Below are 25,909 nucleotides of genomic sequence, written 5' to 3'. Positions count from 1 at the left end.
AAAAAGCCTTAAAATGCGTTCTTGATGAAGCTTGATTCTACAAAATTTGCATAAGTGTTTTTAAAATCCCCAAGCTTAAGCTCTTTAAGCTCGTTTGTGGTGCGTAATATATCATCTTGACTAAGCACTAAACTTTCATAAGAAATTAAGTTTTTAGTTTCTATAACTTGTCTTAAAACTGCTTCGCTGTGCCCTAACATCTTTTTTGCCAAGACTAAGGCTTTATCAGGGTTTTCTTTGATGAGCTTAGCGCTTTTTACAAAGTTATTGACAAGCTTTTGGCAAAGCTCTTTTTGCTCTAAAATTTTCTTTGAGGCAACAAAAAGGCAGCAAATATGATCCTTTTGTATGTCATAGCTTGTAACTAGGGTTTTGCCAGCTTTGAAATTTTGGGCAATAACTCCAAAAGGTTCAGCTACTATGAAAGCATCAATTTGTTTGCTTTGTAGGGCAAAAGGCATTTCAGGTGGGCTCATATCCACGAGTTTTACTTCGTCTATACTTAAAGAATGTTTTTTTAAAAGTTCAGCCAAAAGTAAATAATGCGTGCTAAAGCGACTTGGTATAGCTATGCGTTTGTTTTTGAGTTCATTGATATTTGAAATTTCAATACTCGTAGTGAGAGCTGAACCATTTCTATGAGCTGCCATAAGGGCTTTTAAGCCTAAGTTTTCACTGCTTAGTTTCAAAGCAAGTGGCGTGAGAATAAAAGCAGCATCTATGCTACCAGCTCTTAAAGCTTCAGCTAAATCTACCCAAGAGCTGAATTTTACAGCAGTAAAACTATCTGGATAAAGCTCTTTAGCGATAATGAGCAAATGATCAGTAATAGGCAAATAGCCTATCTTTGGCTTTTGAAAATCAAGAGCGTGAAGCGGTGAAAAAGCAGAGAATGCGAGCGTTAAATGCCCCAAATGGGCTAAAAATTTGCGTCTTTGCATGATGATAAAGTCCTTCCAAGACTATTTTTAAAGTAAAGGACAAAGCCTTTCTTTAAAACTACTACAACAAAACTCCAAAATTAAGTTTTGCACTAAATTTCTTGGGTTGATTTATAGCATAAGTAATATTAAAATAAGCTTAAGATTGTTTATATTTCTTTATTTATCTTTGCTTTTGCATAAATGAGCTAAAAAACATTCTTTGCAAAGCGGATTTTTAGCCTTGCAAGTATATCGCCCAAAAAGCACCATAGCTTGATGAAGGGTGTTGAGATTATCCTTAAAAATTCGCGTCAAATCCTCTTCTGTGGCTTCAGGCGTTTTTGCCTTGCTTAAGCCCAAGCGGTGAGAAACGCGAAATACATGCGTATCAACTGCCATAAAATTTGCCCCGCACCACTCTATAAGCACCACATGAGCTGTTTTTTGTCCCACACCAGCTAAAGACTTTAAATCCGCTTCATTAAGTGGAATTTCACCTTTAAATTTCTCACACACAGCCTTAGCCATTTTGATGAGATTTTCAGCCTTGTTATTAAAAAAAGAACAGCTTTGAATGAAGTGTTTTACACTTGCTAAATTTGCTTTGGCAAGGCTTTTTACATCTGGATATGCTTGAAATAAAGCTGGAGTGATTAAATTCACTCTTTTATCGGTGCATTGTGCTGAGAGCATAACGCAAACTATGAGTTCATAAGGGCTAGAAAACACAAGCTCTGTCCTAGCCTTATCAAAATGTGTTAAAAATAAATTTTTGATTTCTAAGTTTCTTTTCATTTTTTTATTTTAGTTAATTAGCCTTAACAAAACTTCGTTATAATTCAAACAAATCTCATTTTTAAAAGGAAAAATAATGAAAAAACTTTCACTCATCACGGCAAGTTTGCTTGTTGCTGGCACACTTGCAAATGCTGCTGTAGTCGCAAGCGTTAATGGCAAAGATATCACAGATACTCAAGTCAATGAAGACTTAGCTCCACTTTTAAGAGGACAAAGCATTACTACCCTACCAGCTCAGCAAAAACAAATGGTGCTTACTCAGTATATAGCCGAACAACTCATACTTGAAGAAGCTAAAAAAGCCAATGTTGAAAAAGATCCTTTGTATGCAAAAGAACTTGAAAGAGCTAAAAACCAAATTTCTATGGTTGTATATCAACAAAAACTTGCCCAAAATGTAAAAATAAGCGACGCACAAATCAAAGCTTTTTATGATAAAAACAAACAAGCTTTTGTTGATCCAGCTGCTGCAAAAGCGCGTCATATCTTAGTAGAAAATGAAGCTGAAGCAAAAAATATCATTAACGAGCTTAAAAACCTCAAAGGTGATGCTTTAACTCAAAAATTTGCAGAACTTGCTGGCACAAGATCAAAAGATCCAGGTTCAGCAGCAAGAGGAGGCGATCTTGGTTGGTTTGATGCTCAAAGTATGGTAAAACCATTTGCTGATGCAGCTTTTTCTTTAAAGAAGGGCGAAATTTCAAAAACACCGGTAAAAACACAATTTGGCTACCATATCATACTTAAAGAAGATTCAAGAGCAAGAAAGCAATACACTGAAAAAGATAAACAAGTGCGTGATGTTATAGAAAACGAACTTAAAAAAGAAGAAGTGAATAAAATCTTGCAACAAAAGGCTCAAGAACTATTCACAAAAGCAAAAGTTGAGATTAAATAATGGGCGTTTTAGAATTTGTAAAAGCTGGCGTAGTGAGTGGCGATGAACTTAACAAAGTCTATGAATACGCCAAAAGCGAAGGTTTTGCAATACCAGCTGTAAATGTCGTTGGCACAAATTCAATCAATGCTGTTTTAGAAAGTGCAAAAAAGGTCAATTCTCCTGTTATCATTCAGTTTAGTAATGGTGGAGCTAAATTTGTAGCTGGGAAAGCTTGCGAAAATGCCGATGTTTTAGGAGCTATTAGCGGTGCTTTGCATGTGCATTTGCTTGCTAAGCATTATGGCGTGCCTGTGATCTTACACACAGATCATGCAGCACGCAAACTTTTGCCTTGGATTGATGGGCTTATCAAGGCTAGCGAGGATCATAAAAAGCAACATGGAAAAGCCCTTTTTAGCTCTCATATGCTTGATTTAAGTGAAGAAAGTTTAGAAGAAAACTTAAGCACTTGTGAAGCTTATCTTAAAAAACTTGCTCCGCTTGGCATAAGTTTAGAGATAGAACTTGGTTGCACGGGTGGCGAGGAAGATGGCGTGGATAATACCGGCATTGATAATGCTAAGCTTTACACTCAGCCTGAAGATGTGGCTTTAGCCTATGAAAGACTTTTAAAAATCAGCCCAAATTTCTCAATCGCCGCAAGTTTTGGTAATGTGCATGGAGTATATAAACCGGGCAATGTAAGCTTGCAACCTGAAATTTTGAAAAACTCACAAGCTTTTGTTAAAGAAAAGTTTAAGCTTGCAAGTAACAAGCCTGTAAATTTTGTCTTTCATGGTGGAAGCGGTAGCGAGCTAAAGGATATCAAAGACGCGGTGAGTTATGGTGTGATTAAGATGAATATCGACACTGATACGCAGTGGGCTTTTTGGGACGGCGTGCGTGGTTATGAGGCAAAAAATAAGGCGTATTTACAAGCTCAAATTGGCAATCCAGAAGGTGATGATAAACCAAATAAAAAGTATTATGATCCTAGAGTATGGCTAAGAGCAGGAGAAGAAAGTATGATCAAACGTCTTGAGATAGCCTTCGAGGACTTAAACTGCATAGCAAGGAATTAAGCATTTATGGATAAAGATAAGCAAGAAATTTCAGAACTTATTTTACCAGAGCTCAAGGAGAGAAAAGATTTTTTAGTATATTCAAAGATTGTTTTCTTTCCTATTTTACTCTATCTTTTTTTTGTGGCTGGGTATTTTGGCTATATTGATTTTAAGGTAGAGCTTCGTGATCTCATTTTAATGGGCGTTATTTTGTTTATCGCCTTGTTTTTTGCAAGACATAATGCAGAATACGCTTCTTGTATATTTTGGCAGCAAAAAGATGAGTTCAAACAAGCTTTAAAACGTTATATTATGAAAAATTTTCTCAGTATAGGTAAAGAAACAAAGTCAAATGCGAGTTTTGATGACTTTGCTTATACTTATATACGTTTTAATCGTAATGAAAATTTTGCAAGCGTAGCTCCAAGTTCCTTTGCTGTGATGGGAATTTTAGGTACTTTTATTAGCATAGCTTTATCTATGCCAAGCTTTAAGGGTAGCGATTTAAGTTCTTTTGAGTTGGCACTTTCTGAGTTTTTAAGTAGCATATCTACGGCTTTTTATGTAAGTATTTATGGAATTTTTCTGGCTTTGTGGTGGGTATTTTTTGAAAAATTTGGACAAAGTAAGATTCAAAAGCTTTTAGATAGACAAAAAAGCTCTACAAGTGGCTTTTTTTGGAGCAAAGAAGAACTTGAGCAAAGGTATCTTACTCAGGGTTTAAAGCATTTTGAAAAAATTGCTGTGATTTTTGAGCAAGTCAGTAATGAGGAATTTTTCAAAGAGCTTGATCATAGTATAGAGCGAAAATTTGGCTTGTTTCAAGAAATGCTTAATGTTGAAGAAAAGGCTATTCGCGTCAGTAGCGAGCATATCAAACAAACGATGAGCGAGCTTAACAGAGCGCACAGAAATCAAAAAGATTTAAGTAAAATTTATCTTGAAATGACGACAAATATCAATACGCTCAATCAAAATTTAAAAGAAATTACTGCAAGAATGAGCGAACAATACAACCGCCTTTTAGATGTTAGCTCTGAAAAAACGCAGCATCTTGATCGAACTTTGCTTTCTTTAGATGAAAAGATCGAAAACTTCAAACGCAATTTTGAGCATTATCAAGATCTTATGCTTGAAAATCAAGAAAAGATTTTTATAGGTTTTAAAAATAGTTTGCTCCAGGGTATGCGTGAATTTAAAGAAGTGTATGAAGAAGAAAGAAGCATAGATGATAAGATCGAAATGATGAGTCAGCTTAAAGCTGAAATGAACGAGCTTGATAATGAAGCAAGCGAAGTGATTGCTAAGTTAAACAAAAACAGCGAAGAGAAATGAAAAAGCAAAATAAGCAAGATAGCGGTCTTTTTTATCTAACTTATGCAAATTTATTGGCTGGCTTGCTTTTTATTTTTTTGCTTATCATCGTGGTGCTCTTGCTTAAAAATTCTCTTGTAAAAACTGAAATTGTTAGCGAACAAAAAGATTTAAAAAATCAAAAAGAAAAATTTGAGCTTGAAAAAAAGGAATTTGTTCAAAGTCAAAGCCGTCTTTATGAGCTTGGAGAGAAGCTGGGAAAAGACTTTAATATAAGTGCTTTAAATATTCAAGATAAGGAGTTTTTAACCCTTTTAGCACATTTAAATGAAAAAGAAGAACAACTCAGCTCCTTTAGGGCTGATTTCAACAGACTTAAAGATGAACTCAATGGCTTTGGCGTGCAAAAAAGTGCTTTAATCTTAGAGCTTCAAGCCAAGCTTGATTCTCATATCACACTTGATTTAAACACTGCTTCGATGAATTTAAACACAAATATGCTTTTTAATGAAGGCTCTTATGTGCTTAAAGAAGATGTAAAAGCAAGGCTGAAACAGGTTTTAACTGAGTATTTTGATCTGCTTTTAAAAGATGAAAATTTAGCTTTAAGTATTGAAAATATCATTATTGAAACTTATAGCAATGAAGGCTCTTCGTTTGCATATAGGCTTGATTTATCCTCAAGAAGGGCATTTGAGCTAATGAGTTTTATTTTTTCTTTTTATAAAGATGAACGTTTGGAAAAACTCTTGCTTGTCAGCCCAAAAATCGATGATAAAGGCTCTTATATAAAGATTGATTTTAGCATTTCAAACCAAGCTTTATTAAAAAGACTCGAGCAGTTTTTTGATGCAAGATAGCATTATTCAAAAAATTACACTTGAGGGCTTTGAATTTTATGTTAAAAGAGATGATACCTTAGGACTTATCAACGGCAACAAAGCAAGAAAATTGTATTATTTTTTGCAAAATAAGGCTTTATACAAGCCTCGCACTCGTTTTGTAAGCTTTGGTTCAACGCAAAGCAATGCTTTGGCTGCCTTGAGTGATTTTACAAAACAAAATGACTTCAAGCTTCTTTTTATCACACCCAAAATTTCAAATTTTTTAAAAGAAAATCCTCAAGGTAATTTTGCCTATGCTCTTAAAAATCAAGCATGTATCATCGAAAATACCTCAAATTTAAGTTTAGAGCAAAAGGCTTTAAGCTTGCTTGAAAAAGATGATGTTTTTATCCCTTGTGGAGTGGCATGTAAAGAAGCTGAACTAGGACTTCAAAAGCTTGCTGAAGAACTTAAAAGGCAAAGTGAGTGCTTGGGTTTGGAATTTGATCTTTTTTTGCCCTCAGGCACAGGTACAAGTGCAGCTTTTTTAGCAAAGCATTCTTGTTTTAAGGTTTTTTCATGTGCATGTGTGGGCGATAAGGCGTATGTGAAGGCTCAGATTACAAAGCTTATTCCGCATTATGATTTTTCAAATTTATTTTTTTTAGAGCCACCTTTGAAATTTCATTTTGCAAAGCCTCAAAAAGAGCTTTTAAGTATCTATCACAAGGCTTTAAAGCAATGTAAAATCGAATTTGATCTTTTATATGATAGTGTGGCGCTTTTAACGCTTTTAGCGTATCAAAAAGCTTTTACAAAGCCTGTGTTATACATTCATCAGGGTGGATTGTTGGGAAATAAAAGCATGCTTGAGCGTTATAAGCACAAATTTGGTTCTTTTTAGGATATAATATAAAAGAAAGGAAAGGCAATGAAAATTAGAGTATATTATGAAGATACTGATGCTGGCGGGGTGGTGTATCATAGTAATTATTTAAAATTTTGCGAAAGGGCAAGAAGCGAGCTGTTTTTTGACCTTTATCCAAGTATTTTTGAAGCAAAAACAGGGCATTTTTTGCTTGCAAAGGCAAATTGTGCTTTTGTAAAATCAGCAAAATTAGGTGATATTTTAGAAGTTAAAAATGAGCTTTTAGAGGTAAAAAACGCTTCTGTTTTACTGAAACAAGAGTTGTTTAGGGGCGAAGAGAAGATTTTTAGTGCTGAATTTGTGCTTGTATATGTAAAAGAAAGTAAGCCCCAAGCGATGAGCAAGGAGCTTAAAGAGACCTTTGTAAGGCTTTTTAGTACTCAGCAAAGTTAAATTCTAAAGCCTTCATTAGCTTTATATCATAAACGACTTGAGTATCTTCTATGCTTTCATTAAACAAAGAAGAGCTTCTTTTATCCATAAAAGAAGTATAAAAGAAGTTAAGTCCTACGCTAGTGGCGTATGCAAGCCAGTTGTATTCTATGCTTTGAGAAAAATTTTCATTCAAATAGGCTAGAATTTTATCTTTGTTGGCTATAGAATTTGCAATGATGAGTTTTACTCTATCTTCTTTTTGTGTAAGACTTAAAAGCATAGGATTGTAGCCAATCTGCGTAGAAAGTATATTTTGCACTTCTATATCATTAACTCTAAGTTGCGAGCTTATGATCGCGCTTGTAACCAAAGGCGTGTTTAAAAAAATGCTTGATCCATGCAAAGGACCCTTAGACTTTAGCACAGAAGCAAAATTAATCTTTTCGCCCTCGATTTTATAAGTTCTTGCATTTGGGACTTTTTTCAGTATGCTTTGATGAAGCGTGTTTGAAAGCACAGAATTATCATAAAAACTAGCGATATTGTTTGAATTTACTTCGCTTAAAAGTTTATCTATTTGAGCGTCATAATCGATTCGCCCAAAGTAGATATTTTTTGCGTCTATATTCGTATTTTTTTTATGCAGTGTAGGGATAAAAAACATCATATCATTTGAATGTTTTGCAAGTATATTTGCGCCTTTTAAGGTAAAGCCAGCGATGACAAAACGGAAATTCTCAGCTTCAAGCTCTGCTAAAACTCGATTAATCCTTGCTTCATCTTCAATGCCGATAAGAAAAACCTTAGTATCAATCTTTGCGTTTTGTCTTAAAAGATAAGCAAAGCTTGCGTTGATAATGGTACTTGAGTAGCTTTTTATCGTCTTTTCTGGAATGATAATAGCAAGCTTGCTTAAAGAATCTTTAGAAAAATCTTTTTTGCTTGTGTTGTTTTCGCCAATAATGATCGTTTTTGGAGCTTGAGTAAGCGTGCAAGCGCTGAAAAAAACGACTATTGCAAGAGTATAAAAAATACTTTTCATCTTTTCTCCTTGAGTATTAAAAGCTTATTGTTTCATAAAAATGCTTTGAGTTTTGTTAAATCTTTGATAAATTCTTGTTCAAAACTTGGATTTTTGAGTATAAATTTTACATCAAAGCTCGGCATAATCAAGCTTTGTTTAAAATGCAAAATTTCACCTCTTAAACGCGTAAAATCCTCAAAGCCAAGATGATAAAAACTTTGCTTTCCAAGACAAAGAATAATTTTTGGGTTGATAAAAAAAAGCTCATCAAAAAGATAAGGCAAACATTGCTTGAGCGCAAAATCATCATCTTTGTTTTGGCTATAACATTTATAAATATAGCTCATATAAAAATCCTCTCGCTCTAAGCCTAAATTTTCTTTAAGCAAAAGCTTAAGCTTTATCCCTTCAGCAGAGTTTAAAAGTGTTTTGCTGTCATTTTCACTTGTCGATAAAAAATCCCCAACAACCATTAAGCCATAATGCTTAAAAGTGTTTTGCATAATGCAAAATCGTCTTCTTTTTGAAAGCGGGCAAAGTTGGCAGTTTTGTACCTTTAAACGTAACTCTTCATAATCTTTGCTTTGAGGCGTAAAATCAAGTTCTTTGTCGATAAACTCATACCCAAAAGCCTTAAGATAGTGCAAAGAGCGAAGACTTTTCATCTTATGAAAAAAGCTTGCTGAGTGTATCGCCTGCTAGGCGGTAGGTTCGCCATTTAAGTGACATATTTTCAGCGTTTAAGCGTGTGTAAAAATTAATGCCAAGTTCATTATCATGAAGACAAACCCATTCAAGACGTTTTAAGCCTTTTTCTTTGCATATATTCGCAAGATAGTTAAAAACAGCTTTTGCATAGCCTTTTTTGCGAAATTCTTTTTTGATATACAAGTCCTCAAGATACATTCCGCCTCTACCCAAAAAGCTTGAAAAGGTATAAAAATACATCGCGTAGCCAACTGCTTTGCCTTGCTCTCTTAAGATAAGAGCCTTAGCGTAATTGTCCTTAAAAAAGCTTTCTTCATAGTCTTTTTTGGTGCAGACAAGCTCATCAAGCATATTTTCATACTCAGCGAGTTCTTTTACCATTTCTAAAATTTCATCTAAATCTTCTTTGCGTGCTTCTTGTATGCTAAACATTTTGCTTCCTTTTTTTGATTTGAAAATGGAAATTTAACAAATTATTATAAAAAATACTCTTAAAAATATGTGAATTAAAAGCAAATTTAAGTAATATTTGATTATAATAGCAAGCTTTAAATTTATATTTTTTAAGGATAAGAAATGAAAAGAACTTACCAACCGCACAAGACGCCTAAAAAACGCACACACGGCTTTAGAGTGCGTATGAAAACAAAAAACGGACGCAAGGTAATTAATGCAAGAAGAGCAAAGGGCAGAAAAAGATTGGCTGTGTAGTGAAAACACCAAGCATAAATGATGCTGGGGAATTTTCACGCCTTTACAAAGAAGGGAAGAAGTGGCACTGCGAAGGCTTTATCATCTACTATCAAGCTCATTTTTGCAACAAAATGGCAGTAGTTGCAAGCAAAAAAGTTGGCAAGGCAGTGCTGAGAAACCGAGCAAAAAGGCTTTTAAGGGAGCTTTTTCGCAAGGTAGAAAAAGAGCTCATACAGGGCAAATATGTATTTATTGCCAAAGATGAGATCAATGAGCTAAGCTTTCACAAGCTTGAGAAAAATATCAAATGGGGGCTTAAGAAACTGCAATGTTTAAGATGATTTGCATTAAGACTATAGCTTTTTATCAGCATTTTTTAAGCCCATTAAAACCTAGAGTTTGCCGCTTTTATCCAAGCTGTTCTGAATACGCTAAATGGCAATTTGAAAAAAGAAATTTTTTTGTCGCTTTTGTTTTAAGTTTGTGGCGAATTTTAAGGTGCAATCCTTATTTTCAAGGTGGATTTGACTATCCAAAGATCGCTAAACTTGATTTGAAACCTAGTTCATACAAAGCAGGCATAAAGATTAAATTTTTTTATATCCCTTATGCACATCAAAAATTTTACATCGTTAAAAAAGTTTTTTAAAGGAAAATCGTGAATTCATCTAATCCAAGTCAGCAAAAACGCGTCATTCTTGCCGTTGTTTTATCTTTTTTATTTTTCATTGTGTATGGAGAATTTTTTGTAAGCAAGCCAGCTCATATCGAGCAAAATATCAGCCAAGAAGCCAATGAAAGTCTCATCTTGACGCAAAATCAAGCGCCAAGCATAAATACTCAAGCAAGCTTAAATTCACAAAGTCCAGCAAGTGCTTTAGAAAGTGCGAGTAAAAAAACTATTGCTAATATCCAAAGCGAACATTTTAAAGCAAGTATCGATGAGCTAGGACGTATCTCAAGTTTTGTCTTAAAAGACAGCAAGTATCAAAATGAAGCAAAAGAAGCGATTGATCTTATCGCTAAAGACGCTCAGGTTTTGCCTTTAGAGCTAAGATTTAATGATGCTCGTATCAATGCGCTTGCTTTTAGCACCAGCTATACAAGCGATAAAGATGAAATTCTTGTGAGTGAAAACTCTCCTGCTACACTTACGCTCACTCAAAATTTAGGAGAGCTTAACATTGAAAAAATCCTTACTTTTTACGCAAAGGGTAATTACACTATAGAGGTAAAACTCAGCAAAAACGCACAATACTTTATCACACCCGGCTCGCGCCCAAGTGAGATTATTGACTCTTATACCGTTCATGGAGCTTTGTTCCTTGATAAAGAAGATACGATTCATACCTTTGAAGATGGTGATGTCAAAGAAGATGAAAGTGTTGGTTTGGTGTATCTTGCTTCTGGTTTTGATCGTTATTATACCTCGCTTTTTTATAATTTTAATGAAGGTTTAAATGCTGTGATTAGTAAGGATAAAGCAGGAAATTCGCTGATCTTTGTGAGTTCAAATAATGAATTTAAAAGTGGAGCATACATAGGTGCAAAAGAACACAGCATACTTGAAAGCATTGATAAAAGGCTGATTAATGCTATAGAATACGGCTGGTTTACCTTTATTGCTAAGCCGGTATTTTGGTTTTTAAATTATTTGCATAGCTATCTTGGGAATTGGGGCTGGGCTATAGTTGTGCTTGTGCTTGTGATCCGCCTTGTATTATTTCCATTGACTTACAAATCAATGATTTCTATGAATAAACTCAAGGATTTAGCTCCAAAAATGAAAGAAATTCGCGAGCGATATAAAGGTGATCCGCAAAAAATGAATACGCATATGATGGAGCTATACAAAAAGCACGGAGCAAATCCTTTTGCTGGGTGTTTGCCTATACTTTTGCAAATTCCAATTTTCTTTGCGATTTATCGTGTGCTTTTAAATGCCATCGAGCTTAAAGCTGCTCCTTGGGCGCTTTGGATACATGATTTGTCTGTGATGGATCCGTATTTTATCTTGCCTATTTTTATGGGAGCGACTATGTTTTTACAGCAGCTTATCACACCTATGGCTATACAAGATCCAACTCAGGCTAAGATTATGAAGTTTTTGCCTATCATCTTTACTTTCTTTTTCATTACCTTTCCGGCTGGACTTACGCTGTATTGGTGCACCAACAACCTTTGCTCGCTTTTACAGCAATGGGTTGTAAATAAGCTTTTCGCAAAAGAACATCACAAAAATAAAGAAGTGGAACAAATACAATGAGAGTTGAAGCAAAAGATTTACAAAGTGCCTTAACACAGGCAGCACAGAACTTATCTTGTTCTGTTATGGATTTAGAATATGAAGTTATCCAACAAGCAAGTAAAGGCTTTTTGGGTTTTTTTCAAAAAAATGCGATCATAGAAGCAAAAAACAAGAAAAAGCCTTATCACAAAGCAGACAAGCAAAACAAAAAAAGAGAATTTGACAAAACACACCGAAGTTTTGAAGATAAAAACTTTTCTTATGAGAAAAAGCCATATATCAAAGCTCATGATGAACGATTAGACGAAAGAGTAAGTGAAAAAAATACCGAAAAAACGCTTGAAAAACAAGCTCAAGAATACAAAAGCAAAGAAAGGCTCAAAGCCCCATCATATACGATCAAAGAAGAAAGTATTTTTGCAAGTTTTCATAAAGAAGAACAAGAGCTTAAAGATCCGGAGTTTTATCTTGAGGAGATTAAAACCCAGCTTAAAAACCTAATGGCTATTTCAGGCTTTAAGATAGCTATTAGCGAGCTTAGAGTATATAGCAAAGATAGTATTTATATTAAGCTTGATGGCGAGGATGCAGCGCTTTTGATAGGTAAGGAAGGGTATCGTTATAAAGCTTTGTCGTATTTGCTTCACAATTGGATCAATTCAAAATACAAGCTTTTAGTAAGGCTTGAAATTGCTGAGTTTTTAAAAAATCAAGAACAAGGTATGGATTTTTATCTTAAAAATATCATCGAAAAAGTCGAGGCTACGGGACGCGCACAAACCAAGCATTTAGATGGAGTGCTTGTAAAAATTGCTCTTGAAAAGCTAAGAGAACGTTTTCCAAACAAATATGTAGGCATAAGACAAAATGGTGATCAAAAATTCGTTGTGGTGAATGACTTTTTCAAAAAAGATGAATGAAACCATAGCTGCTATAGCAACACCTCAAGGCGAAGCTGCCATATCTATAGTCAGATTAAGCGGAATAAAAGCTTATGAAATCGCACTTTTAATGAGTAAAAGAGCGCATTTAAAGCCTCGCTACGCCCATTTAAGCAAAATTTACACCCAAGAAAATGAACTTATCGATGAAGTTATCCTTCTTTTTTTTAAAGCTCCTTATAGCTTTACGGGCGAAGATGTGGTTGAGTTTCAAAGCCATGGTGGTTTTAGCGTTGCTTTTATCTTGCTTGAAGAACTTTTAAGGTATGGGGTTCGTTTGGCAAATGCTGGTGAATTTAGCAAAAGAGCATACCTTAATGATAAAATGAGTCTTTTAAAAGCCTTACATATCAGCGAGCTTATCAAAGCCAAATCAGCCTTTGGTGCAAAACTTATCGCAAGAAATTTAGAAGGCAAGCTTCAAACGCTTTTGGAGCAAATGAGAAATGATTTGCTTAAAAGCCTTGCTTTTGTTGAAACAAGCATTGATTATGCTGATGATGATCTGCCTTTAAATTTACTCAAAGATATTCAAGCTATGTGCGAGCAAAATGCCAAAAAGCTTGAGCAAATCACTTCAATATCAAAAACAAAAAAAGGACTTATCGAGGGCTTTAAAATCGCTATCATTGGCAAGCCAAATGTCGGCAAATCCTCGCTTTTAAATGCTCTTTTAAGCTACGAAAGAGCTATAGTTTCAAATACAGCTGGCACCACAAGAGATACCATAGAAGAAAGCCTAAAAATCGGCTCTCATCTAGCAAAGATTATCGATACAGCCGGCATTAGAAACTCAAATGATGCTATAGAACAAATGGGTATAAAGCTGAGTAAAGAAGCTATTGCAAAGGCTGATATTATCCTTGCTGTGTTTGATAACTCAAGGGCTTTTGATGAAGAAGATGCTGAGATTTTAGAGCTTGTTAAGCCTTTTTTGGGTGATAAAAGTGAAAAAAAGGTTTTTTTGTTACTGAATAAAAGCGATTTAAAGCCCAAATTTCATTTTCCAAAGGATTTATCTTTCATAAAACTTTGCACCAAAGAGCCTTTAGATGAGCTTTTAAAGGCTTTAAAGTTATACTTGAATTCTTTAGAAAGTGTGGAGTTTGTTTTGCCAAATTTAGAACTAGTGCATTCTTTTGAAGAGGCGAGCAAGGCTTTGCAAAGGGCTAAGGTTTTAATTGAAGAAAATTCACTTGAGCTTTTTGCCTTTGAGCTTCATTTAGCTTTAGATGAAATCGCTAAATACACGCAAAAGATAGAGCACAGCGAAGTACTTGATGCGATGTTTAGCCATTTTTGTTTGGGTAAGTAAATTTAAAAAGGAGTGAGTATGGATAAGGACACTATAAAAGCACATAAAATCAGCGATGAAGAGTATAAAGAAATACTTAAAATTCTAGGCAGAGAGCCAAATTTACTCGAGCTTGGCGTGTTTTCAGCTATGTGGAGCGAGCATTGTTCGTATAAGTCAAGCAAAAAATACCTTAATGGCTTTCCCACAAAAGCACCTTGGGTGATACAAGGACCTGGAGAAAATGCTGGTGTGATCGATATAGGCGGAGGCATGGCAGCTGTGTTTAAGATAGAAAGTCACAACCACCCAAGTTTTATCGAGCCTTTTGCAGGAGCTGCTACTGGAGTTGGTGGGATTATGCGTGATGTTTTTACTATGGGTGCGCGTGTGGTTGCTGGCTTAAATTCCTTAAAATTTGGCGATATACACGATGCTAAAATAGCTAAACACCAAAAATACCTTGTCAAAGGTGTGGTAAGTGGTATAGCTCATTATGGAAACTGCATGGGTGTGCCTACTATAGGTGGAGAGTGTAGTTTTGATGAATGCTTTAATGGCAATATCTTAGTTAATGCCTTTGCGCTTGGCATTTGCAAGCAAGAAGAGTTATTTTATGCTAAGGCTGAAGGTGTTGGAAATCCAGTGATTTATGTAGGCTCAAAAACAGGTAGAGATGGGCTTGGCGGGGCTGTTATGGCAAGTGATAGTTTTAGTGAAAATAGCAAAAGTTTGCGTCCAACCGTGCAAATTGGCGATCCATTCACTGAAAAACTCTTAATGGAAAGCTGTTTAGAGCTTTTTAAGAAAGATCTCATCATTGGCATTCAAGATATGGGTGCGGCTGGGCTTACTTCAAGTTCTTTTGAAATGGCTGGTAAAAGTGGTGCGGGCATGAAACTTTACCTTGATAAAACGCCGATGAGAGAAGAGGGTATGAGTCCTTATGAATTAATGCTGAGCGAAAGTCAAGAAAGAATGCTTATTTGCGCAAAAAAGGGCAAGGAAAAAGAAGTGATTGAAATTTTTGAAAAATACACCCTTGATGCAGCAGTGATTGGCGAAGTAAGTGATACAGGCAAAATGGAGCTTTTTTGGCATAATGAGCTCGTTGGAGAAATCCCAATCGCACCTTTGAGCGAAAAAGCGCCTATTTTAGATAGAAAAACGCAAAAGCCAAGGTATTTAGAGCTTATGAAAGAGTATGATTTTATGCTTAAAAACTCAGCAACTCATACACTTAAAGCACTTTTAAGTAATGAAAATATCGCTGATAAAGCTTTTATTTACGATCAATTTGACTCAAGCGTGCAAACAAACACCATTAAAGCTGATGGCAAGTTAGGTGCAAGCGTCATACGCGTCAAAGAAAACAACGCAGCCTTAGCTATGGCTGTGGAGTGTAATTCAAGGCTTAATTTCATCGATCCGTATAAAGGTGCGGCTTTAAATGTGATGAATGCTGGACGCAAGGTAGCGTGTGCTGGGGCAAAGCCTTTGGCGATTAGTGATTGTTTAAATTATGGTAGTCCTTTAAATGCTGAGGTGATGTGGCAATTTGCTCAAGGTTGCGAGGGCATAAAAGAAGCGTGCAAGGCTTTAAATACGCCTGTTGTGAGTGGAAATGTAAGCTTATATAATGAAACTGATGGGGTAAGCATTTACCCAAGCCCGACTATAGTGTGCGTTGGTTTAAATGAGAAAGCTCAAAACTCCTTAAAATCAAGCCTTGAAAAAGAAAACATCAGTCTTTACCTGCTTGGCGATACCAAAGGCGAGTTTGTGGGCTCACTTGTGGCAAAGGTGCAAGATAAGTTGTGCGAGGGTAGGTTAAATGAACTTGATTTTAATGCAGAGCTTAAGCTTTGGGATTTGCTTTTAAAGGCAAATGAAAACAAGCTTTTAGAATGTGCAAATAGCGTTGGCGTAGGAGGTTTGGCTGTGTGCTTGGCAAAAATGTGCGCTATTAGCGAAGTTGGCATAAAAGCTGAAATATGTTTTAAACACCCAAAAATAAGCGATGAAGCCTTGCTTTTTGATGAAAGTGCAAGCAGAGCAGTAGTAGGTGTAAGTGATGAGGCGGCTTTTGAAGCGCTTGCAAAAGAGTTTGGGGTAAATTATATCAAACTTGGCGTAAGCACAAAAGAACAAATTTTTAAGCTTAATACTCTCACTTTAAGCAAGCAAGAACTTGATGAGCTTTATTTTTCAAGCTTTAAAAAGGAACTTTTATAATGGCTTTTATACTTTTGCTTTTGGCAATTTTTGCCTTTGTTTGGTATTATAAAAACTACATGGCAGGGCAATCATCAAGCACTTTTCAAAAATTCACAAGAGCAAGCAAAGGTTTTGGCAAGAGCTTTGCTCAAGGAATTTATGAGCAAAGGCTTGATGAGTATAAAAGAAAGATGAATTATTATGTCGTTGCGCTTTTAGCTAAGATTGCAAAAAGCGATGGTAGAGTTTCTCAAAGCGAAGCGGATATGATCACTCAAATTTTAAATGCCAATGCAAGCGATGAGAAAGAAAGAGCTTTTTTAAAGGCAAGTTTTAACGAGCATAAAAACGAGCTTAATGATACGCAAAGTGTGGCGTATGAGTTTATGCGTGAGGTTCCGCTGCCTCAAAATGAACGTTTGAATGTCTTAAGAATGTTTGTATATGTTGCTAGCATAGATGGAGTGATGAATGATACTAAGATCAAGCTTTTAAGTCTCATCGCTTCAGCCTTTGGTGTAAGTACTTTAGAGCTTGAAAGTTTTATCGCAAGTTTTAGGCATAGCTCAAACTCCAAAGAACTTAGCCTTGATGAAGCTTATAAGGTGCTAGAGCTTGATAAAAATGCTGATATAAATGAACTTAAGAAAAGATACAGAGCCTTAGCCAAAAAATACCACCCAGATATCTTAAACGCAAATAATGTCAGCGAAGCCGAGCTTAAACAAGGTGCGGCTAAATTTCAAGAGATTAACGAAGCTTATGAAAAGCTTAAGAAGTATTTAGAGAATTAAGTTTTAAATTTGATATAAAATTATCAGCAGAAAAAAAGGAGAACAATCATGAAAAAAGCACTCATTAGTGTGAGCGATAAAGAAGGCGTGGTGGAATTTGCTAAAGAGCTTGTGAATTTAGGTTTTGAACTACTTTCAACTGGAGGCACTTATAATTTACTCAAGCAAGAGGGCTTAAAGGTGCAAGAAGTGAGCGATTTTACAAGACAAAATGAGCTTTTTGAAGGACGCGTTAAAACCCTGCACCCAAGAATTCATGGGGGCATTTTATATAAAAGAAAAGATCACGAGCAAGAGGCTAAAGAGCAGGGCATTGAGGCTATTGATTTGGTATGCGTGAACTTATATCCTTTTAAGCAAACCACTCAAAAAACTGATGATTTTGATGAGATAGTCGAAAATATAGACATAGGCGGTCCTTGTATGCTAAGAGCAGCGGCAAAAAACTATAAAAGCGTTTTGGTGCTTTGTGATAAGGCTGATTATGCCAAAGTTTTAAAAGCCTTAAAAGAGGGTAAAGCTGATGAGGAATTTAGGCTAAAATTGATGATAAAAGCTTATGAACATAGTGCAAATTATGATGGTTTTATCGCAAATTATCTCAATGATCGCTTCAATAAAGGCTTTGGAGCAAGTAAATTTATCATAGGACGCAAGGTAATTGATACTAAATATGGCGAAAATCCTCATCAACAAGGGGCTTTATATGAATTTGAAGATTTTTTTAGCACCCATTTTAAAGCCCTAAAAGGCGAGGCAAGTTTTAATAATCTCACCGACATCAACGCAGCCTTAAATTTAGCTTCAAGCTTTGATAAAGAACCAGCCGTAGCCATCATAAAGCATGCTAATCCTTGTGGTTTTGCCCTGAAGGAAAACTTAATGCAAAGTTATATAGAAGCTTTACAATGTGATCCAGTAAGTGCTTATGGAGGCGTGGTGGCGATAAATGGGCTTTTAGATGAGGCTTTAGCCTTAAAGATCAATGAAATTTATGTTGAAGTAATTATTGCTGCAAGTGTGGATAAAAAGGCTTTAGAAGTATTTGAAAATAAAAAGCGTATAAAAATTTTCACTCAAGAAAGCAAGTTTTTACGCCCTACTTATGATGCTTTTGATTTTAAGCATATAAGCGGGGGCTTTGTGTATCAAAATAGCGACAAGGTGGGTTTAAACGAGCTTAAACAAGCGACTTTAAAAAGCACAAGAGCAGCCAGCAAAGAAGAATTTAAAGACTTAGAAATCGCTCTTAAAATCGCCGCTTTAACCAAGTCAAATAATGTAGTGTATGTCAAAGACTCAGCCATGCTAGCTATAGGCATGGGTATGACAAGTCGCATTGACGCAGCAAAAGCAGCCATTGCTAAGGCTAAAGACTTGGGGCTTGATTTAAAAGGCTGCGTTTTAGCAAGTGAAGCCTTTTTTCCTTTTAGGGACAGCATAGATGAAGCAAGTAAGGTTGGGGTTAAAGCCATAGTAGAGCCCGGAGGCAGTATAAGAGATGATGAGGTTATACAAGCTGCTAATGAGTATGGCATGGCTTTATATTTTACTGGTGTGAGACATTTTTTGCATTAAGGTTGAGATAAACAAAGTTTTTTATGGTTTTTTCAGTAGCTTTGTTTGAATTTTTTGTAAAAAAATATGCAAAATGAGTTGATTTTGCATGTAAATTTGACAAATAAGGCTTTTTTTGGTAGTGTTATGAAAAAAGAAGCTATCAGTCAAAATGCTTTAAAATTTAGCATTTTAAATAGCTTTTTTTGCAATTTATACATTGTAAGGAAAAATGATGAAAAATAAGCTGATGATTTTACTTATCCTTGTGGTGCTTATTTTGTGTGCTGTTGGGTATTATGTGCTTACGAGTTCAGATCCTAAGAATATCAGTTTTTATGAGCCAAAAACACAAACTTCTCCTCAAAGCACTCAAACGAGCAAGGCTCAACCTCAACAACTTCCACCACAACAAAATACCACACCAGCTCAAAACTCTCCTCAAAACAAAGCCCTTGAGCAAAGCACACCAGCAAGCACACAAAGAGCTTCAAAGCCAAATTCAGCCTCCACAATGCAGAGTTTAAGAAGCGAGTATGAAGCCTTGCTGAAGCGATCTAGACACGATAGAAGTCTTGGTGAGCCACGATATGATGTGTATATTGTTGATTCACAAAAGCTTCATGCAAATGAAAGAAAAACGATCAATTCTATCACCACCACGCTTTCAAGAAGAGGTGGCTTTTTAGAATACGCTTTATTTGTCGAAAAAACAAACACAGAAAATATCAAAATCACGCTTTTTAATAAAAGCTTACTTGATGAAACAAACTTTATCGCAAGCCCTAAACCCTTACCACCTCTTTGGTTTAAATTCAACCAAAGCTCAATGCAAAGCATTAAAAATAGCTTTTATATCAACGAACTTAAAGCCACGCTTAAACCACAAAGCAAGATTAAAAGCATTGTTTTAAGCGGACATACTGATGAGGTGGGAAATGCAGCGTATAATTATATGCTTGGGCTTAAAAGAAGTGCAGCTGTAGCAAGTGAGTTTTTAAGGATAAGTGGTAAAATCATCATTCAAAGCTTTGGAAAAGACAAACAACTTACTCACGATATGGACGAAAGCAAACGTTATGTCAATCGCCGTGTTGAGACTCTTTTTGAATAGCCTAAAATCAAAAGCCAATTTTAGGCTATTTTTTTATATTTTTATCTAAGCTTGCTTTGATTTTGACTAGAAAATGCAAATTCTTGGCTCTTTTTCAACAAAAACTTAGGCAAATTTGGGTATTATCTAGCTATTTTATTTTTAAAAGGGCTATTTTAAAATGTATGATAAAAGTGTTGAACAAGAGTATTATAAGATATGTGAGGAGCGAGGGTATTTTGAAGTTGATGGGAATTTACATTTGCAAAGCGAGGGCAAAAATTTCTGCATTATGATGCCTCCGCCTAATGTTACAGGCGTGCTTCACATAGGACATGCGCTTACTTTTAGCTTGCAAGATATCATCACGCGCTATAAAAGAATGGACGGCTTTAGGGTGCTGTATCAGCCCGGACTTGATCATGCTGGCATTGCGACTCAAAATGTAGTTGAAAAACAGCTTTTAGCTCAAGGCATTAAAAAAGAGCAAATCGGCAGAGAAGAATTCATCAAAAAAGTATGGCAGTGGAAAGAACAAAGCGGTGGTAAGATAGTAGAACAGATGAGAACTCTTGGCATTAGCCCAGCTTGGAGCCGTTTGCGTTTTACTATGGATCAAGGGCTTGCAAACGCTGTAAAAAAGGCTTTTATCTCGCTTTATGATCAAGGCTTGATCTTTAGAGGCGATAGAATGATTAATTGGTGCTGCAAGGACGGCGCGCTAAGTGATATAGAAGTAGAATACAAAGAAAATAAAGGCAAACTCTATCATCTAAGGTATTTTTTAAAAGAAAGCAAGGACTATCTTGTCGTAGCTACTACGCGTCCAGAGACTTATTTTGGTGATACAGCAGTGATGGTTAATCCAAACGATGAGCGATATAAGCACCTAATTGGTAAAAAACTCATCTTACCTCTTGTGGGTAAAGAACTTAAGATTATTGCTGATGAGCATGTGGATATGGACTTTGGAACAGGAGTAGTTAAGGTTACACCAGCTCATGATCACAACGACTATGAGGTGGGCTTAAGGCATAATTTAGAATTTATCACCATCTTTGATGAAAAAGGTATTTTAAACGAGCATTGTTTGCAGTTTAAGGGACTTGAAAGACTTGAAGCAAGAGCGCTTATCATCAATGAGCTTGAAAAACACGGCTTTGTTGAAAAGATAGAAGATTATGACAATCAAATAGGACTTTGCTATCGTTGTAAAAATGTGGTTGAGCCTTATATCTCAAAACAATGGTTTGTCAGTGCTAAAGTAGCTAAGGAAAGCATTGAGAGGGTAAATGCTAAAGAAATGTGCTTTTTTCCAAGCCATTGGATCAATTCTTTTAATGCATGGATGAGGGATTTAAAAGACTGGTGTATCTCGCGTCAGCTTTGGTGGGGACATCAAATTCCGGTTTTTTATTGTGAATGTGGGGCTGAGTTTGTAAGCCAAAATACACCTCATGAGTGCCCAAAATGCAAGGGTGTAAATTTTAAACAAGATCAAGATGTGCTTGATACTTGGTTTAGCTCAGGACTTTGGGCGATGAGTACTTTGGGCTGGGGCAATGAAGGCTGGGGCGAAGGCAAACTTTATCAAAAAGAGGATTTAAAGGATTTTTATCCAAATTCTTTGCTTATAACAGGCTTTGATATACTCTTTTTTTGGGTAGCAAGAATGCTTTTTCAAAGCACAAATGCCCTTCATGAGCTCCCTTTTAAGCAAGTGTATCTGCACGCTTTAGTAAAAGATGAACTTGGACGAAAGATGAGTAAATCACTTGGCAATGTCATCGATCCAAATGAGCTTATCAAAGAATACAGCGCTGATATTTTGCGTTTTACTCTAGCTATCTCAGCCGTGCAAGGACGCGATATAAGGCTAAGTAATGATAAGCTTATGCAAATTCGCAATTTTACAAACAAGCTTTATAATGCCACAAATTATCTACTTCTCAATGAAAAAAGCTTTGCTGAGCTAGAAAAGATAGAGTTAAAAAGCGAGCTTGGATTATACATGCAAAGTAGGCTTGAAGCTTGCATAAAAGAGCTAAGAGCAAATTTAGAGCAATACCGCTTTAATGACGCTGCAAATACCCTTTATCGCTTCTTTTGGGACGAGTTTTGCGACTGGGGCATAGAGCTAAGCAAGGCTGAAAAAAGTAGTGTAAAAGAGCTTGGCAGTATATTTAAAGAGGCTTTAAAGCTTTTAAATCCTTTTATGCCTTTTATCAGCGAGTATTTATATCATAAGCTTAGTAATACAGAGCTTGCCAACTCGCCTTCCTTGATGATAGCCAAATTTCCACGCTTTAAAGCACAAAATGAAAAAAGTGAAAAGCTTTTTAATCTCGTCATAGAAAGTATAGTAAGCATACGTCGTGCCAAAGCTTTGATTGATCAAAGTAAGATCAAAAAAGCCTTTATCAAGCTTAATGATATAAGTTTAAATGAAGCTTTAAAAGCTTATACGCATTTTATTAGTCTGCTTTCAAAGAGCGAGGAAGTGGAGTTTATCACTGAAAAAATAAGCAATGCAAGTGCTGATGTGAGTGAAAATTTAAGCGTATTTATACCGCTTGAAAATGTTGATCTAAGTGCTGTTTTACAAAGGCTTGAAAATCAAAAGCTTAAAATTGAGAAAGAACAAAGCAAGCTTGAAAATATGCTTAAAAATGAAAAATTCATAAGCAAGGCTCCAAAAGAAGTCATCACACAAAATCAAGAAGCCTTAAACGCACTTCAAGCGCAACTTGAAAAGATAGAACTTGAACTTGAAAATTTAAAGGGTAAAAATGATAGAGATTAACAAGTTAAAAAAATACTACGGCAAAGAACTCGTCATTGATGAGGTGAGCCTTAGTGTTAAGGCTGGAGAAATTTTTGCTATAGTAGGACATAGTGGGGCTGGAAAATCCACGCTTTTAAGGTGCATTAATGCTTTAGAGGATTATCAAAACGGCTCTTTAAAAGTCTTTGGTAAAGAAATTTCACAAGTGGCAAAAAATGCTCGAGAACTTAGAAACTTGCGTAAAGATATAGGTATGATTTTTCAGCATTTTGCTTTGATGAGTAGAAAAAATGTCTTTGAAAATGTGGCTATGCCTTTGCAAATTCATGATTTTAACAAGAATGAGATTGACAAAAGAGTAAAAGAGCTCCTTGAAATGGTAGGCTTAGAGCAAAAAGCAAAGTCTTATCCAAACGAGCTAAGCGGAGGGCAAAAACAAAGAGTGGCTATAGCTAGAGCTTTGGCGTTAAAGCCTAAGATACTTCTTAGTGATGAGGCAACTTCAGCACTTGATCCAAATACAACGAAAAACATTTTAGAACTTATCAAAAAGATCAATAAAGAACTTGGCATAAGCGTAGTTTTAGTTACTCATGAAATGGAAGTGGTGAAAGAAATCGCAAGCAAGGCTGTTTTACTTGATCACGGACATATCATAGGAAGTGGGGAAATTCACGAGCTTTTCTTAAAACCAAATGCTAAAATGCAAGAGTTTTTAGGCGAAAATGACTTTTTACCTCAAACAGGAGTAAATATCAAGCTTTTCTTCCCAAAAGAAGTGGCACAACATAGCGTCATTACAAGTATGGCAAGGGCATTAAACATAGATTTTAACATAGTTTGGGGCAAGATAGAAAAGCTCAATGACATCGCTTTAGGAAATTTAGTGATTAATGTGGCTGAAAAGGATAAAGAAAAAGTGCTTGATTTTATCCAAAAAAGTGGCGTTTTATGGGAGGTAGTCTAATGGAAATTCAAAGATTAGAAATGATACTAATAGATATTTTAAGCCCAGCCTTACTTGAAACCTTATATATGACTTTTGTTTCAACCTTTGCTGGCTTTTTGCTCGCTATAATCCCGGGCGTTTTGCTTGCGGTGTGGGATAAAGGAGGGCTTAATGAAAATAAAAGCTTATATGCTGTGCTTGATTTTTTCGTCAATATTGTGCGTTCTTTTCCTTTTATCATCTTAATCATAGTCTTAATGCCACTAACACGTATCATCACAGGCACAAGTATAGGCACAACAGCAACTATAGTGCCACTGACTTTGGGTATAGCTCCATTTTTAGCTAAGATGATAGAAAGTTCATTAAAAGAAGTTGATAAAAGTATCATCGAAGCAGCAAAATCTTATGGAGCAAGCAACGCCCAAATCATCTTTAAGGTTATGTTTGTAGAAAGCTTACCAAGTCTTATTAATGGCATAACCCTAACGCTTATCGTAGTCGTAGGTTTTTCAGCTATGGCTGGCACGGTTGGAGGCGGAGGTTTAGGTGATGTAGCTATTCGGTATGGTTATGAACGTTTTCAAAGCGATGTGATGATTTTAACCGTGATTGTTTTGCTTGTTTTGGTGCAAGTTATACAAATTCTAGGAAATTTAGCCTATAAAATCACTAAAAAATAATTTTTCATTTAAGCGGATACATAAAACTTATCCGCTTAAACTCAGCCTAAGCTGCTTTTTTTCAATACAAAATACTTCTTGAAAGTAGCGTGATTTTTTTATTACGCTTTTATTTAATAACTTTTTAATCATCTTTAAACTAAAATATAGATATTTTGCTTGAAAAAAAGGAAGATAATGTTTAAAAATATAGGCTTTAAAATATCTGCTGTAACCTTTATAGTGCTACTTGTGAGTTTTATTATCGTTCAGGTGATTTTGTATTTGGATTTTAAAAACACTTTTTCAAAGATGAGTAGAGAAAATTTAGATACGATTAGCACTTCTGTTTTTCAAACGCTTAAAATGGCGATGAATTTAGGCGATTCGCAAAAGATAGAAGAAGCTATACACGAGGCTAAGAGTATGGAAGGTGTGAGTGATGTGAGTATTTATCCTTCTAAAGAGACGATAGAGCTTTTTGAGATGAAAAATCCCCAAATTTCAAGCGATACGCTCATCTTAGAGCAGTTTAAAAACCCAAAACTTCTTTCTTTAGAGCAAGAAATTCAAGGACTAAACTACCTCAGACTTATACGTCCTTTAATCGCTGATGAAAGTTGCGTGGCTTGTCATGCCAATGCTAAGCTTGGTGAAGTTATCGGCGTGATGGATGTTTATCATAGTCTTGAGGGCGTTGAGAGGGATTTGCAACAAACGAGTAAAAATTATATGGTTATTTTTACCTTAGCGCTTATTGTAACCGTTGCTGTGGTGCTTTTTATGCTTAAACTTGTGGTTGGAAAGCCCGTTTTAGAGCTTTTAAATCACGCAAGAGAGCTTGCACAAGGAAGTGGGAATTTAAAAGCACGTATTAAGATTAAAGGTAAAGATGAAATTTCTAGGGCTTGTACTTATATCAATGAATTTATAGAAAAAATTCACAAAGCCGTGCAATCAACCAATCAAAGCTCAAAAAATGTCGAATACCAATCCACAAGACTGAATGAAAACGCCATCAAGCTAACACAAATCACAAAAGAAAGCCACGAAAAGATCGATGAAAGCTTTAAGCTAAGCACTCAAGTCGGACAGGATTTAAATGAATTAGCAAACCTTTCTACTGAGGCAAATAACGCAAACGATAAATCATACAAAGTGCTTGATCAAATGTTAAGTTCACTTTTTGATATAGCAAGCAAGGTAACACAAGTTACTCAAAATGAAACACAACTTAGTCAAAAAGTAAGCAACATGGTAGGGCAAGCAAACAATATCAAAGAAGCCATACAAATGATGAGCGAGGTGGCGGATAAAACAAATTTACTTTCCCTAAATGCTGGCATAGAAGCTGCGAGAGCTGGAGGCTATGGCAGAGGTTTTTCAGTAATCGCAGAAGATATTAGAAATTTAGCTCAAAGCAGTGAGGAGTTTTTGGATAAAATTTCAGCTATCATTAAAGAGCTTTTAGAAAGCATAGCTCAGGTCAGTGCTGAACTTAAAGAAAATGGGGTGTTTATAGCTTCTCTTGATGAAAATACAAGAGCCTTAACTCAAGACGCTAAAGAGGTAAAATCGTGCAATGAAGAGTCTAAAAATCTTGTGTTTGAATGCGTTGAGAGGATTAAAAAGTCTCAAAATAATATTGAAATTCTTTTAAGTAGCGTTAAGGAAAATGTTATCATCAGTAACAAAAATGAAAGCATTTCACAAGCCTTGCTTCAAGTGGCTGATGAGCTTAAAGTGGTATGTAAAAGCTTAGAAGAAGAGTTAAGCCATTTTCAAATTTAAATAAACTTTGATTTACGCAAGTTCGTTACACTTTTGTGATGTATTTA

The 25,909-nt window shown here is 35.6% G+C and carries 24 protein-coding genes and 1 pseudogene; 20 read left to right on the top strand and 5 right to left on the bottom strand.

The genetic code is table 11. The annotated features are described in order from the left end of the window. Positions 1-8 precede the first annotated feature (8 nt). Both DMB95_RS00400 and nth read right to left on the bottom strand, forming a co-directional pair. Complete coding sequence (locus tag DMB95_RS00400) at positions 9-941, bottom strand: ABC transporter substrate-binding protein (RefSeq protein WP_142930438.1); 933 nt, start codon at positions 939-941, stop codon at positions 9-11. Between the two features lie 159 nt (positions 942-1,100). Further along, entirely contained in the window at positions 1,101-1,718 is a 618-nt protein-coding gene (gene nth / locus DMB95_RS00395; protein ID WP_142930437.1) for an endonuclease III, read from the bottom strand. 76 nt (positions 1,719-1,794) lie between these two features. On the opposite strand from nth, the gene DMB95_RS00390 reads away from it, so the two are divergent. From DMB95_RS00390 to DMB95_RS00365, 6 genes are read left to right on the top strand one after another with little or no spacing between them, the layout of a single operon-like run. Next, positions 1,795-2,619 carry a peptidylprolyl isomerase gene (locus DMB95_RS00390; RefSeq protein ID WP_142930436.1) on the top strand — a complete coding sequence of 275 codons (825 nt, stop codon included), beginning with the start codon at positions 1,795-1,797 and terminating at the stop codon, positions 2,617-2,619. Next, complete coding sequence (gene fbaA, locus DMB95_RS00385; protein ID WP_137632829.1) at positions 2,619-3,683, top strand: class II fructose-bisphosphate aldolase; 1,065 nt, start codon at positions 2,619-2,621, stop codon at positions 3,681-3,683. The genes DMB95_RS00390 and fbaA overlap by 1 nt, the downstream gene beginning before the upstream one ends. Positions 3,684-3,689: 6 nt before the next feature. Next, a complete protein-coding gene (locus tag DMB95_RS00380) occupies positions 3,690-5,000 on the top strand; it encodes a MotA/TolQ/ExbB proton channel family protein (protein ID WP_142930435.1) in 1,311 nt (436 codons plus the stop codon). Further along, on the top strand, positions 4,997-5,839 hold the full coding sequence (locus DMB95_RS00375; RefSeq protein ID WP_142930434.1) for a hypothetical protein: 843 nt from the start codon (positions 4,997-4,999) through the stop codon (positions 5,837-5,839). Before DMB95_RS00380 ends, DMB95_RS00375 begins: the two co-directional genes overlap by 4 nt. Next, positions 5,829-6,707 (top strand): 1-aminocyclopropane-1-carboxylate deaminase/D-cysteine desulfhydrase, encoded by an 879-nt coding sequence (locus tag DMB95_RS00370; protein ID WP_142930433.1) that lies wholly within the window; start codon positions 5,829-5,831, stop codon positions 6,705-6,707. The genes DMB95_RS00375 and DMB95_RS00370 overlap by 11 nt, the downstream gene beginning before the upstream one ends. Positions 6,708-6,734: 27 nt before the next feature. Beyond that, a complete protein-coding gene (locus tag DMB95_RS00365) occupies positions 6,735-7,124 on the top strand; it encodes a YbgC/FadM family acyl-CoA thioesterase (RefSeq protein WP_142930432.1) in 390 nt (129 codons plus the stop codon). Here DMB95_RS00365 and DMB95_RS00360 read toward each other — a convergent pair. From DMB95_RS00360 to DMB95_RS00350, 3 genes are read right to left on the bottom strand one after another with little or no spacing between them, the layout of a single operon-like run. Then, positions 7,105-8,148, bottom strand: coding sequence for a hypothetical protein (locus DMB95_RS00360; RefSeq protein ID WP_142930431.1), 1,044 nt, complete (start codon positions 8,146-8,148; stop codon positions 7,105-7,107). The two genes, DMB95_RS00365 and DMB95_RS00360, sit on opposite strands and share 20 nt — an antisense overlap. Before the next feature lie 32 nt (positions 8,149-8,180). Beyond that, entirely contained in the window at positions 8,181-8,795 is a 615-nt protein-coding gene (locus DMB95_RS00355) for a uracil-DNA glycosylase family protein (RefSeq protein ID WP_142930430.1), read from the bottom strand. 1 nt (position 8,796) lies between these two features. Next, a complete protein-coding gene (locus DMB95_RS00350; RefSeq protein WP_137632836.1) occupies positions 8,797-9,270 on the bottom strand; it encodes a GNAT family N-acetyltransferase in 474 nt (157 codons plus the stop codon). A 144-nt stretch (positions 9,271-9,414) separates the two neighbouring features. On the opposite strand from DMB95_RS00350, the gene rpmH reads away from it, so the two are divergent. The 14 genes and pseudogenes from rpmH (at position 9,415) to DMB95_RS00280 (ending at position 25,862) form a co-directional block, all read left to right on the top strand. Continuing rightward, a complete protein-coding gene (rpmH, locus tag DMB95_RS00345) occupies positions 9,415-9,549 on the top strand; it encodes a 50S ribosomal protein L34 (RefSeq protein WP_004277342.1) in 135 nt (44 codons plus the stop codon). Further along, complete coding sequence (gene rnpA, locus DMB95_RS00340; RefSeq protein ID WP_170999470.1) at positions 9,549-9,872, top strand: ribonuclease P protein component; 324 nt, start codon at positions 9,549-9,551, stop codon at positions 9,870-9,872. Before rpmH ends, rnpA begins: the two co-directional genes overlap by 1 nt. Beyond that, positions 9,860-10,180 carry a membrane protein insertion efficiency factor YidD gene (gene yidD, locus DMB95_RS00335; RefSeq protein ID WP_137632837.1) on the top strand — a complete coding sequence of 107 codons (321 nt, stop codon included), beginning with the start codon at positions 9,860-9,862 and terminating at the stop codon, positions 10,178-10,180. Before rnpA ends, yidD begins: the two co-directional genes overlap by 13 nt. Before the next feature lie 6 nt (positions 10,181-10,186). Then, entirely contained in the window at positions 10,187-11,797 is a 1,611-nt protein-coding gene (yidC, locus tag DMB95_RS00330) for a membrane protein insertase YidC (protein WP_142930429.1), read from the top strand. After that, positions 11,794-12,699 carry a Jag N-terminal domain-containing protein gene (locus DMB95_RS00325; RefSeq protein ID WP_142930428.1) on the top strand — a complete coding sequence of 302 codons (906 nt, stop codon included), beginning with the start codon at positions 11,794-11,796 and terminating at the stop codon, positions 12,697-12,699. Before yidC ends, DMB95_RS00325 begins: the two co-directional genes overlap by 4 nt. Then, positions 12,692-14,035 carry a tRNA uridine-5-carboxymethylaminomethyl(34) synthesis GTPase MnmE gene (mnmE, locus tag DMB95_RS00320; protein ID WP_142930598.1) on the top strand — a complete coding sequence of 448 codons (1,344 nt, stop codon included), beginning with the start codon at positions 12,692-12,694 and terminating at the stop codon, positions 14,033-14,035. Before DMB95_RS00325 ends, mnmE begins: the two co-directional genes overlap by 8 nt. Before the next feature lie 18 nt (positions 14,036-14,053). Beyond that, entirely contained in the window at positions 14,054-16,249 is a 2,196-nt protein-coding gene (gene purL, locus DMB95_RS00315) for a phosphoribosylformylglycinamidine synthase subunit PurL (protein ID WP_142930427.1), read from the top strand. Next, complete coding sequence (locus DMB95_RS00310) at positions 16,249-17,025, top strand: TerB family tellurite resistance protein (RefSeq protein ID WP_142930426.1); 777 nt, start codon at positions 16,249-16,251, stop codon at positions 17,023-17,025. Before purL ends, DMB95_RS00310 begins: the two co-directional genes overlap by 1 nt. Before the next feature lie 48 nt (positions 17,026-17,073). After that, a complete protein-coding gene (purH, locus tag DMB95_RS00305; RefSeq protein ID WP_142930425.1) occupies positions 17,074-18,603 on the top strand; it encodes a bifunctional phosphoribosylaminoimidazolecarboxamide formyltransferase/IMP cyclohydrolase in 1,530 nt (509 codons plus the stop codon). Positions 18,604-18,817: 214 nt separating this feature from the next. Further along, complete coding sequence (locus tag DMB95_RS00300) at positions 18,818-19,696, top strand: OmpA family protein (RefSeq protein ID WP_185906670.1); 879 nt, start codon at positions 18,818-18,820, stop codon at positions 19,694-19,696. 160 nt (positions 19,697-19,856) lie between these two features. After that, positions 19,857-22,478 (top strand): valine--tRNA ligase, encoded by a 2,622-nt coding sequence (locus tag DMB95_RS00295; RefSeq protein WP_142930423.1) that lies wholly within the window; start codon positions 19,857-19,859, stop codon positions 22,476-22,478. Beyond that, on the top strand, positions 22,465-23,427 hold the full coding sequence (locus tag DMB95_RS00290; RefSeq protein WP_142930422.1) for a methionine ABC transporter ATP-binding protein: 963 nt from the start codon (positions 22,465-22,467) through the stop codon (positions 23,425-23,427). Before DMB95_RS00295 ends, DMB95_RS00290 begins: the two co-directional genes overlap by 14 nt. Before the next feature lie 32 nt (positions 23,428-23,459). Then, positions 23,460-24,086: pseudogene (locus DMB95_RS00285) on the top strand (methionine ABC transporter permease); the annotation flags it as partial. A 183-nt stretch (positions 24,087-24,269) separates the two neighbouring features. Further along, positions 24,270-25,862 (top strand): methyl-accepting chemotaxis protein, encoded by a 1,593-nt coding sequence (locus DMB95_RS00280; protein ID WP_142930420.1) that lies wholly within the window; start codon positions 24,270-24,272, stop codon positions 25,860-25,862. Positions 25,863-25,909 lie beyond the last annotated feature (47 nt).

The organism is Campylobacter sp. MIT 12-8780 (genome assembly GCF_006864535.1).
Lineage (GTDB): Bacteria > Campylobacterota > Campylobacteria > Campylobacterales > Campylobacteraceae > Campylobacter_D.
The sequence above is the reverse complement of the archived record's forward strand: the minus strand, read 5'-3'. Positions and strand labels throughout refer to the sequence as shown.

Excerpts from the sequence above, each read along its gene's own strand:
- DMB95_RS00400 (WP_142930438.1), bottom strand. The coding sequence starts at position 941 with ATGCAAAGACGCAAATTTTTAGCCCATTTGGGGCATTTAACGCTCGCA.
- nth (WP_142930437.1), bottom strand. The coding sequence starts at position 1,718 with ATGAAAAGAAACTTAGAAATCAAAAATTTATTTTTAACACATTTTGAT.
- DMB95_RS00390 (WP_142930436.1), top strand. The coding sequence starts at position 1,795 with ATGAAAAAACTTTCACTCATCACGGCAAGTTTGCTTGTTGCTGGCACA.
- fbaA (WP_137632829.1), top strand. The coding sequence starts at position 2,619 with ATGGGCGTTTTAGAATTTGTAAAAGCTGGCGTAGTGAGTGGCGATGAA.
- DMB95_RS00380 (WP_142930435.1), top strand. The coding sequence starts at position 3,690 with ATGGATAAAGATAAGCAAGAAATTTCAGAACTTATTTTACCAGAGCTC.
- DMB95_RS00375 (WP_142930434.1), top strand. The coding sequence starts at position 4,997 with ATGAAAAAGCAAAATAAGCAAGATAGCGGTCTTTTTTATCTAACTTAT.
- DMB95_RS00370 (WP_142930433.1), top strand. The coding sequence starts at position 5,829 with ATGCAAGATAGCATTATTCAAAAAATTACACTTGAGGGCTTTGAATTT.
- DMB95_RS00365 (WP_142930432.1), top strand. The coding sequence starts at position 6,735 with ATGAAAATTAGAGTATATTATGAAGATACTGATGCTGGCGGGGTGGTG.
- DMB95_RS00360 (WP_142930431.1), bottom strand. The coding sequence starts at position 8,148 with ATGAAAAGTATTTTTTATACTCTTGCAATAGTCGTTTTTTTCAGCGCT.
- DMB95_RS00355 (WP_142930430.1), bottom strand. The coding sequence starts at position 8,795 with ATGAAAAGTCTTCGCTCTTTGCACTATCTTAAGGCTTTTGGGTATGAG.
- DMB95_RS00350 (WP_137632836.1), bottom strand. The coding sequence starts at position 9,270 with ATGTTTAGCATACAAGAAGCACGCAAAGAAGATTTAGATGAAATTTTA.
- rpmH (WP_004277342.1), top strand. The coding sequence starts at position 9,415 with ATGAAAAGAACTTACCAACCGCACAAGACGCCTAAAAAACGCACACAC.
- yidD (WP_137632837.1), top strand. The coding sequence starts at position 9,860 with ATGTTTAAGATGATTTGCATTAAGACTATAGCTTTTTATCAGCATTTT.
- DMB95_RS00325 (WP_142930428.1), top strand. The coding sequence starts at position 11,794 with ATGAGAGTTGAAGCAAAAGATTTACAAAGTGCCTTAACACAGGCAGCA.
- mnmE (WP_142930598.1), top strand. The coding sequence starts at position 12,692 with ATGAATGAAACCATAGCTGCTATAGCAACACCTCAAGGCGAAGCTGCC.
- purL (WP_142930427.1), top strand. The coding sequence starts at position 14,054 with ATGGATAAGGACACTATAAAAGCACATAAAATCAGCGATGAAGAGTAT.
- DMB95_RS00310 (WP_142930426.1), top strand. The coding sequence starts at position 16,249 with ATGGCTTTTATACTTTTGCTTTTGGCAATTTTTGCCTTTGTTTGGTAT.
- purH (WP_142930425.1), top strand. The coding sequence starts at position 17,074 with ATGAAAAAAGCACTCATTAGTGTGAGCGATAAAGAAGGCGTGGTGGAA.
- DMB95_RS00300 (WP_185906670.1), top strand. The coding sequence starts at position 18,818 with ATGAAAAATAAGCTGATGATTTTACTTATCCTTGTGGTGCTTATTTTG.
- DMB95_RS00295 (WP_142930423.1), top strand. The coding sequence starts at position 19,857 with ATGTATGATAAAAGTGTTGAACAAGAGTATTATAAGATATGTGAGGAG.
- DMB95_RS00290 (WP_142930422.1), top strand. The coding sequence starts at position 22,465 with ATGATAGAGATTAACAAGTTAAAAAAATACTACGGCAAAGAACTCGTC.
- DMB95_RS00280 (WP_142930420.1), top strand. The coding sequence starts at position 24,270 with ATGTTTAAAAATATAGGCTTTAAAATATCTGCTGTAACCTTTATAGTG.